The following is an 8110-nucleotide window of genomic DNA, read 5'->3' as shown; positions in this document are numbered from 1 at the left end:
GAAAAGTACATATGGATGTGATGGGATTTCTACGCGGCAACATAATGAGCCTGCTGGCAATCAAGACGTGTGGCATTATCATCTCCATGTTTACCCTAGATATGTGAATGATCAACTTTATCTGACAAAGGGTTCTCAGTCCGATCCAGATGAACGCTCTTTCTATGCTGATAAGTTGCGTTCTTGGATAAAGGAAAACATTTAAGATCTAGGAGGAGCGAAAGATATCCCTAGTAGGAGATGAACCTGAGTGTACGTAGGCCTTACTAGAGGATTGGGGAAAAAATAAACGGGAAACGATAGTTGAGTGACTTCGATCCAGGAGGGAACATTTTGGTTAGGAATACAGCAAAAGCAATTATTGAATATGATAATAAGCTACTTTTTATTAAGAAAAAACTTGATAAAGTAGGCATTTATTATACTTTGCCCGGTGGTGGGCAAGAATCAGGTGAGACAATTGAAGATACTATTCTACGCGAATGCAATGAAGAATTAAATATTAAGGCAAAAATAAAAGAATTGGTTTGCGTTAGGGAATATATTTCTAATAATCACGAGTATTCTTTTTTAGTTAAACAAGTACACGCAATTGAATTCATCTTTCACTGTTCCTTTGAAGTTGAAGATAAGATCACTCATTTACAGAATGATGTTGCACAGATTGGATTTGAATGGTTGGATATTTCAACAATAATAGAGTCTTTAAAGCAAGACAGCGAAATAAATGATCTAAAGTTTCCTCAAACACTCAAAGATTTTTTAAAAGAATATTATATAAGCCGTAGGATTGAACCATATTCAAAATTTAGATTCTAAAATTTCATCATTTTGTTGAACTAACGGGAAACGAGAGCTCAACAAACAATAAGAACTAGGCTGCCAGTACGAACGGCAGCCTTTGTTCACCTAACTGGGCAGTTTAGCGGAGAAAACAAGACGATCTACTGTTAAAAATAGAGGATTTTCATATCACCTCACCGAAAATGTATCTTTCTTAATTATAGAGGTGTGAACCGCATTATAGATGACAGAGTCAGGAAAAATAGCTAACGGCGAACAATTGTTATTATTCCAGCAGTAGTAATCTATCTAGGAGGTCTTCAAATGAGCTATGATTTGATGGTTTTCGAGCCATCTAAGGCGCCGAGGGATCGGAGGGCATTTATGCAGTGGTATGATCAGGAAGTACAATGGTCGGAAAATCATGATTATAATGATCCTTTGGTCTGCTCCGAAACGTTGCATCGCTTATACCAAAAGCTGTCAGAGCATTTTCCTAATATGAATGTAGAGATTAAGGAGAAGATTGCAGAGTATAAAATTGAATTTTTGACTAAGAGGTTCGTTAAGGAACAACTTTTATTTGAAACTGAAATTAGAACTATATTAAACAATGATGGGTATAAGGTATTCGACGCATTGTTTTACTGGGAATTACATGAAATAACTACAGAAGGAGGTAATAACAAGTGGAACAAGGCTGTTTTTTCTGTACAACCAGACGGAGCATTTGATATGAAATTTATTTGGGATCAGGAATTACAAGATGAAATTGAAAGATTAGCAAAATAGTTAATGTTATGATTTAAAATTAATATCCATGGTAAATAATTCCATGGAACCCTGTTAGTATCTTAAAATAAAAGGCGAGCAATTTAGCTGCTGATGAAGCTGTGGCACAATGCTTTGCACAAATCAACAACGGCACAAAATAGCGAAAGGTGGTAAATATGAAAACAGTCGACAAAATTTATGAATCTATTGTAACCAATATTAGCACTGTAATTAATGGAGAGTGGGTGAAAGCAAAATTAGATATTGAAGTGATTGGTGAAATGGTTAGTTTCACAGGAAATTATTTGAACAATAAAAATGAAACAATACAAATAGATGTAGATGAATTTGATTTTCAACTAACATTTGATGTTCTTGAACTTCATAAAATAACGACTGAAGGCGGGAATAATAAATGGAACAGAGCTGTTTTTTCTGTACAACCTGACGGAGCATTTGATATGGAATTCATTTGGGATCAGGAATTACAAGATGAAATTGAAAGATTAGCATGACGCTCGCCTACGATTGAGCGATATCTGTATATACCAAAGAACATTTAGATAATTTTTGCTACCAGCATGCCAGTTCAATAAGAACTAGTGATCATTGAAAATAAAGTATTAGATTGGCCAAGCGCCATTAAGCGAAAGGGCATGATAGTGGAGTTTCTTATTACATGAAAAGGGAACTGACGTATACTGAACTAATATAATACATTATTCCAGTAGAAGGAGAAGTATATGAGTTACGATCTCTCTGTCCACCTTAAAGGATTAAATGATAGTATTATTCCTGAATGGTTGTCTCAAATAGGAAAGTTTAATATGGATGTAGAAGTATATCCTGGTTTTTCATTCAATAATCATTCAGGATTTCTTCCCTTCAAGGTTGTCATCTATGATTGCCCTAACAGAAGTCTGAATAATATCGAATTGATGACAGGATTTGAATTGGTTGTTAGACGTATTGAAGTAAAGGGTAAGAAGGGAACCTTTTTCACAAAGATATTTGGCAAACAGCAACCACTGAGTTCAATTGAGAAGAAACTAAGAGAAGCGGAAACTGAAATAAGTTTTTACATAAGTGCCCAGGATAGTTTTGAATTTAGAATGGGATGGTATTCGGCAGCTACGCTCGCTTTATTGTGTGATGGTGTATTGACCGACTTACAGGAAGGAATTCAATTGGAAGGAAGTCAATTAATTAGACATGCACATGAAGTTGTTTTGAAAGACGAGAGGCTAATCAATAAACACGATTGGAGGGTACATGAATTTAAAGAATGGCTTGGGTAACAACAAAGGGTTCCCATTTTTGGGGCACTTGCATCATTGAACTAACGGCGAACGATAGTTCAATGCCAGAAGGGCTGCCGCGTGGTAGCCCATCGCTACGCTAACTGGCAGAATAGTTCAATCGTTTCGTGTGCACTTTCAAGCATATAAATTCACGAAAGCAGGAAATACAGGAACCATGTGGAATAAATATACAACTTTACCGCAATCAATAAAAGCACAGGAAGGCAGCCGGCCAGATGATCGGCTGCCTTTCTCAACTATGGGCAGGTTAACGTAATAAAAGGAGTTTGTTTTGTGGTAAGTGATTAAGAAATGGTTTCAGGTCAGATATGCCAGGGGGATATGTGTATGGATGGTATCACCGACAATTTTTATCGTCATATTGGTGTTTACGGAATTAGCGTAGATAATGAACGCTTACTAGTTATCAGAAAAATTTTAGGTCCATATACTGGGAAATTTGATTTGCCAGGTGGACGATTAGAGACTATGGAATCCCTAGAGCTTGCCGTTAAACGAGAGTTTCGGGAAGAAACAGGACATACGATTAAAGAGCTTAAAAGTATTGGTGTTAGCGATTTTTTTGTATTGTGGACCCTAAAGAATAACACAGTTGAACATTTACATCACATCGCCGTGCTGTATGAAGCAAGTGTTGACTCTTGGGAACAAGTCAGTTCTGTAGAAGCATTCGAAGAACAAGATTCTAAAGGGGCTCTTTGGATGTCCCTAACAAACGTAAATCTTGATAATTCATCCCCGTTGGTATTACAAGCGGTTGATTGGATAAGGTCAAGAACACTTCCCGTTGTGTCAGGACAGTTCGATTATAGAAATAAGTGCTAAAACTTCGTTCTACTCACGGATACTATAGTGGAGGAACTTGCTACGTGGCAGCTCCTCTTGTCCTTTGAAGTAACGGACAGGTATGCTCAATAAAACTATTTTGGTTAAAGAGTAAGCGTGGTAAAATATGTTAACTGATCGGGGAGGAAATATGGAAATATCAATCCGAAGTGCTCATCAAGATGACTACGAGTCTTTGTTACCTTTGTTCAAACAGGTTCATGATCTACACGTTTTTGAAAGACCCGATTTGTATAAAGAAAACCCAACTCCAGTCGGGAAAGAATTCTTCTTAAGCCAGCTAGTTGATCTCAAACAGCATATTTTTGTTGCTACCATAGGCTTAGAGATAATCGGAGTAGTTGTGACGAAGGAAGAAGACATAACTGAAAATTCATTTGTGAATGCGAGAAAGATATTATATGTAAATAGTTTGTGTGTTTCCGAAACGTACAGAAATAAGGGCGTTGGAAAGAGACTTATGCAATATGTTATTGATTTCGGAGGAAGCCTGAAGGTTGATAGTATTGAACTAGGGGTATCGGAGAAAAATGCTTCTGCAATTTTATTTTATGAATCATTCGGAATGACAACGAAGAGTAGAAAAATGGAGTTTAGGTTGAACTAACGAAAGACTATAGCTTCATGACGAACAGGCGGTCGGCATTTTTGGCTGCCTGTGGCAATATAATTTGGTAATAATTATAAAAAATATTAAAATATGAGGTGAAAAATGCAACATAATGTACTAGGTAAAGTCACTTGTTTTATCACTAGGGAAACTGATACGAAAATTGAACTCCTTCTAATTCAACATCCCAATGCTGGTATACAATTACCAGCAGGCACAGTGGAATTAAACGAAGATTTCAAACAAGCTGCTTTGCGAGAATCTTTTGAAGAAACAGGTTTAGATGGATTTATTACATGTAACTATATTGGGAAGCAAGAGATTAACTTATTAGGTAAGTACATTGTTTTTCAAAAGACGAAGGTCTTCTCAAGACCCGACTTGTCAAGCTCCCAATGGGCAGAAATTAGAAGGGGTATCACTGTACAACAAGAACGCAGACACGGGGAATTTGTACAAGTGTCGTACATAGAAGGAGATAAATATCCTGATCCCAACTACATAACCTATCAAATAACAGGTTGGGTGGAGGAATCACATTTAGCCTCAAAAGTCTCAAGACATTTTTACCACTTTCATTCAAATAGTAATTTAAATAAATGGGAACAAGAAGCAGATAATCATACATTTAAATTATTCTGGTCTCCGCTCGATGAGTTACCTGAGATTGTTTCTCCACAAAATGAATGGCTTAAATATGTTTTAAACGATTTGAATTATTCCTTCTAGATGGTGTTTGTTTGTTAAGCTAACGGAGTACCTATAGCATAATAAACAACCTGAGACGCGGCTGCCGGCATGGATCGGCAGCCGCGTTGTGCTAACTGGCAGTTTTTACCTTAAGAAATGATCGTCGAAAACGGAATCCAGAGGCTAATGGCAAGCAGAAGCCAGCGAACCACGTTTTCCCCAAGGGAGCCTGTATCGATCGCCATAAACTTCGGGAGCAAGCGGATATGCAGTTTGAGCGGCCAGAATAGTTCGACGCCTCTGTGATTGAGCAAATCAATGAGCGGGTGCGAGACGTATGCGACGACAAACGTCAAGAAAAACAATGCAGGCAAAGGAACCGTCACAAACATCAATACCAGTATAAAGAGAATGGAATGGGTTATTGACCGGTGGCGAACCTTTAAAATCTTTAATAGAGCGGATATAGGATAGAGAACCTTTGCCATAGTGGAGCCTTGCTTATCGACGTCAGCCAGCGTACCGGCTAAACAGCCAAGCAGCAGAGCGCCGACAGCCTCCCACGATAGAAACGGTACATCCTGATGAACGAGTACAAGCTCGGCGGCTACTAATCCGGCGACGCTATGAGTTTTTTGCAGCATGATAACGCTCCTGTACGACATATTCTTATTTCAACCATATAGTATTCGGGCGTTATCCGGAAAATGGTCCGTAGCTTTGAAAAACAAGCTAATAAAATGTGGAGAGGTATTATGTTCTTAGAAAGAAGAAGCTCTAACATGATATTATTCCACGTTCATTAATCTAACAGATAACTATAGCTCAACAAGAACGCGGCTTTCGGCACGGATCGGCAGTCGTGTTGTGCTAAACATTCCTGTTAGGGCTAAGAAATGGCCTTTGTCAAAAAAGGAGCGCCTCGGTATGATGGGTTTGTCCCGGGTTTAAAACCCAACACCATCAAGGAGGCGCTCTTATTATGAAGTTTAAACAATCAGAAGTACAAAATCAACGAATTGAACGAATTACCACATCTCATCTAGTTGTAGGTATCGATATGGCTAAAGAAACTCATGTCGCACAAGCTACGAATTTCCGCGGAATCGTTCTCTCGAATCGACATCTCTCATTTAGTAACACCATATAAGGCTTTGAAAAGCTTCAGCGTTGGATAGAGGGAATTAAGCAAAAGCACCGTTTGAATAGTGTAATCATTGGCATGGAACCCACTGGGCATTATTGGTGGAACTTAGCGAATTGACTTACAAACAAAGGCTCGAACGTCGTCCTAGTGAATCCAGCTACCACCAAAAGAAACAAGGAGAATCGAGATAATAGCCCTTCCAAGAGTGATCCAGGTGATCGTTATTTTTAAGGTGATGAAATCCTGCGAATGAGTGAGAATACGTTAGATAAACCGTTAAAACCGAGGGACGGGCAGATTTGTTGAACTTCAACTTCCAACATATGGTATTATTGTTGCAATAAGATAGTTGGAATTGATATAAAGGGGGATGATTAAATGGGGTCTAGGTTTATGCATTTGTTGATTTCAGATTTTGTTTGCAAGGAGTTGTCAATCAAACAACGTGGTGAAATGCTCCTTGGAGCGATAGCACCAGATGCAATATCAGAAAAAAACGATACCCATTTCGTAGGAGATCAATTTAAGTATGGCGTCAACAGGCGATGGGAATACGGTCGGTTCATCATGAAATATAAGGAGCGTATCACTGAGCCTTTTATGTTGGGTTATTTAACCCATTTGGTCGCGGATGAAGTTTGGGCAATGAAGTCTTATTTTAGTGGTTTTGAAGAGAGGATAAAGAACGACCCAACACTGTACGAGCGTTATCACCAAGACTTTCGATTGTGTGATGCGAAGCTAAATGAAAAATATGCTTCAGATGGACTTTACGAAGCCCTAAATTCCGCTGTGTACATACCAAGTATCGAAGAACTTGATGAGAAGAATGTATTAGAATTTAAGAAACATGCACTGGACGACTTTAACTATCCAATTGGACACATTGAGCAAGAGTTGAGCATTTTTTCGTTCGAAGAGATATTGGCATACTTAGAACGCTCGGCTTATCGTGCATTGGATGTTTGTCGACCATTATTCGTTACTGGAAATATTAAGATGAACCCATATGCCTTATTTGACTAACGGATACGATAGCACAATAAACAGGGAATAGATTGCATCGGCAGCTACTCCCTGTTTTGATTTAAGTAACGGGAGGATAGTTTAGCAATAACTAAACCTTATCAACTACGACAGTAACACGATATGTTACAATAGTTATGGAAACAAATACCAGCTGATAGGGTGAAGACGTTGAGCGATAAAAATATCTTTACTATTGAATGTAAGGATGTCTACCTAAGAGAGTACACACTTGATGATCTGAATCAATTTCATTCTTTAACATGGCAACCTGAAATACACGAATACTTACCTGGTTGGAACGTATCTAAAGAACAGCGGGAAGATTGGTTAACGAATTATGAAATACCTGGAAACAAACAGTTTCTAAATACCGTATCCGAAGGTGGGGTCATAGGTGAACTTCGTCTTCGGCTGGGAATCATATTGAAAGCATCGGGAGATTTTATCGGTTGGTGCTGTACAGGAATTAAACAGGAATTGCCGGCTCCAAACCGAGAAATTATGTTTGCAATCTCAAAGGATCATAGAGGTAAAGGTTATACCACGCAAGCTACAGAGGGGTTAGCCAAGTATTTATTTGAGAACACCAACGTTGAGATGCTCAATGCAATTGCTCTTTTACGAAACGTACCGTCAAATAGAGTTATACAAAAATGCGGGTTTAATTTTCAAAGCGTTATTGAATTAGAAGACGAGAGATATAATTATTACAAGCTTGGTAAAAGTGAGTGGGAAGCTAAGTTTTAGTTCCGTTAAAGTAACGGCGAACTATAGCGGAGACTGCATCACTGAAGCTCCGCTATTTTTGTTCTTTCAAGTAACGGGAGGATTCTGCAACTTGATGGATATTCTGTACGTCTTTGGAGTCGTTCGTAACAGCAATACAAAATCTCTATTTCGCACATACCG

At 38.4% G+C, this 8110-nt stretch carries 11 protein-coding genes and 1 pseudogene; 11 read left to right on the top strand and 1 reads right to left on the bottom strand.

The features are described 5' to 3' along the window. The first annotated feature begins 333 nt into the window (after nucleotides 1–333). The 7 genes from BK127_RS41250 (at nucleotide 334) to BK127_RS41220 (ending at nucleotide 5064) form a co-directional block, all read left to right on the top strand. Nucleotides 334–819: an NUDIX domain-containing protein gene (locus tag BK127_RS41250; RefSeq protein ID WP_179097821.1), complete on the top strand. Its 486-nt coding sequence runs from the start codon at nucleotides 334–336 to the stop codon at nucleotides 817–819. A gap of 288 nt (nucleotides 820–1107) precedes the next feature. Then, nucleotides 1108–1575 carry a hypothetical protein gene (locus BK127_RS41245; protein ID WP_076238442.1) on the top strand — a complete coding sequence of 156 codons (468 nt, stop codon included), beginning with the start codon at nucleotides 1108–1110 and terminating at the stop codon, nucleotides 1573–1575. Between the two features lie 158 nt (nucleotides 1576–1733). Further along, nucleotides 1734–2072 (top strand): immunity protein YezG family protein, encoded by a 339-nt coding sequence (locus BK127_RS41240; protein WP_076238441.1) that lies wholly within the window; start codon nucleotides 1734–1736, stop codon nucleotides 2070–2072. Between the two features lie 228 nt (nucleotides 2073–2300). Beyond that, nucleotides 2301–2855, top strand: coding sequence for a hypothetical protein (locus BK127_RS41235; protein WP_076238440.1), 555 nt, complete (start codon nucleotides 2301–2303; stop codon nucleotides 2853–2855). A gap of 351 nt (nucleotides 2856–3206) precedes the next feature. After that, on the top strand, nucleotides 3207–3704 hold the full coding sequence (locus tag BK127_RS41230) for an NUDIX hydrolase (RefSeq protein ID WP_076238439.1): 498 nt from the start codon (nucleotides 3207–3209) through the stop codon (nucleotides 3702–3704). A gap of 151 nt (nucleotides 3705–3855) precedes the next feature. Continuing rightward, nucleotides 3856–4332 (top strand): GNAT family N-acetyltransferase, encoded by a 477-nt coding sequence (locus tag BK127_RS41225; RefSeq protein ID WP_076238438.1) that lies wholly within the window; start codon nucleotides 3856–3858, stop codon nucleotides 4330–4332. A 105-nt stretch (nucleotides 4333–4437) separates the two neighbouring features. Continuing rightward, nucleotides 4438–5064, top strand: a complete 627-nt coding sequence (locus tag BK127_RS41220; RefSeq protein WP_076238437.1) for an NUDIX domain-containing protein — start codon at nucleotides 4438–4440, stop codon at nucleotides 5062–5064. 110 nt (nucleotides 5065–5174) lie between these two features. On the opposite strand, the gene BK127_RS41215 is transcribed toward BK127_RS41220, so the two are convergent. Beyond that, nucleotides 5175–5669, bottom strand: a complete 495-nt coding sequence (locus tag BK127_RS41215; RefSeq protein ID WP_076238436.1) for a metal-dependent hydrolase — start codon at nucleotides 5667–5669, stop codon at nucleotides 5175–5177. Nucleotides 5670–6007: 338 nt separating this feature from the next. Here BK127_RS41215 and BK127_RS45415 point away from each other — a divergent pair. The 4 genes and pseudogenes from BK127_RS45415 to BK127_RS44635 form a co-directional block, all read left to right on the top strand. Continuing rightward, nucleotides 6008–6391: pseudogene (locus BK127_RS45415) on the top strand (IS110 family transposase); the annotation flags it as partial. A gap of 159 nt (nucleotides 6392–6550) precedes the next feature. Beyond that, on the top strand, nucleotides 6551–7198 hold the full coding sequence (locus BK127_RS41205) for a hypothetical protein (RefSeq protein WP_076238435.1): 648 nt from the start codon (nucleotides 6551–6553) through the stop codon (nucleotides 7196–7198). Nucleotides 7199–7369: 171 nt separating this feature from the next. Further along, nucleotides 7370–7948 (top strand): GNAT family N-acetyltransferase, encoded by a 579-nt coding sequence (locus BK127_RS41200; RefSeq protein WP_256711697.1) that lies wholly within the window; start codon nucleotides 7370–7372, stop codon nucleotides 7946–7948. Next, nucleotides 7926–8110: hypothetical protein (locus BK127_RS44635; protein ID WP_218639088.1), on the top strand; the 185-nt coding region annotated here is incomplete at its 3' end. The genes BK127_RS41200 and BK127_RS44635, both read left to right, overlap by 23 nt.

It is taken from the genome of Paenibacillus sp. FSL H7-0331 (assembly GCF_001956045.1).
Note: the sequence above shows the minus strand (reverse complement) of the source record. Positions and strands in the feature narration are given on the sequence as shown.